This is a genomic window from Candidatus Skiveiella danica, assembly GCF_022705245.1.
GTDB classification, from domain to species: Bacteria; Pseudomonadota; Gammaproteobacteria; order Burkholderiales; family Burkholderiaceae_C; genus Skiveiella; species Skiveiella danica.
Genome location: NZ_JAKJEW010000115.1, coordinates 1 through 710, shown reverse-complemented (window position 1 = coordinate 710; position 710 = coordinate 1). Strand labels below are relative to the sequence as shown.

Annotated in this window: 1 protein-coding gene and 1 pseudogene; one reads left to right on the top strand and one right to left on the bottom strand. The window is 62.4% G+C overall.

The window, feature by feature from the left end; all coding sequences use genetic code 11:
- On the bottom strand, positions 1 to 217 hold a 217-nt coding region (locus tag ACMUOY_RS20355), incomplete at its 3' end, for a hypothetical protein (protein WP_413894539.1).
- A gap of 108 nt (positions 218 to 325) precedes the next feature.
- Here ACMUOY_RS20355 and ACMUOY_RS20350 point away from each other — a divergent pair.
- A pseudogene (locus ACMUOY_RS20350) lies at positions 326 to 710 on the top strand (SAM-dependent DNA methyltransferase); the annotation flags it as partial.

Below are 710 nucleotides of genomic sequence, written 5' to 3'. Positions count from 1 at the left end.
GCTCGGCGTAGGAGAAGCCAACCCACCGGCCCACCTCACGCCGGAACAGAAAGAGCTTCGCCGCAAGCTGCGCATCCACGGGAGGCAGCTCGGCGACCTGCGGGATGGCACAACGGCAGTGCAGGAGCTTGATCGCCTGCTGGAAGAAGTAGCCTACGAGCACTGGCACAGGATGCTTTTCGCCCGTTTCCTTGCCGAGAACAACCTGCTCATGCATACGGGGCATGGAGTCCCAATCCCTGTTACCTTGGAGGAATGCCAGGAGTTGGCAGCGGGGGAAGGAGCCCGGGACGGCTGGGAGCTAGCCGCACGCTTCGCCTCGAAAATGCTGCCGCAGATCTTCAGGCCCGACTCGCCTGTCTTCCTGGTCGAGCTGCCTCCCGAGCACCAGCAGAGGCTGGAGAAGCTGCTTGCCGACCTGCCAGTGGATGTGTTCACAGCCTCCGACTCACTGGGATGGGTGTACCAGTTCTGGCAGGCGAAGCGTAAGGACGAGATCAACAAGAGCGAGGTGAAGATCGGGGCCAGGGAGCTCCCTGCAGTCACCCAGCTTTTCACAGAGCCATACATGGTGAGCTTCCTTCTGGACAACTCGCTTGGAGCCTGGTGGGCGGCACGCCGCCTGACTGAGGCTGACCTGGCTACGGCCGAGACTGAGCTGGAGCTACGGCAGAAGGCTTCCCTGCCAGGGATGCCCCTGGAGTACCTGA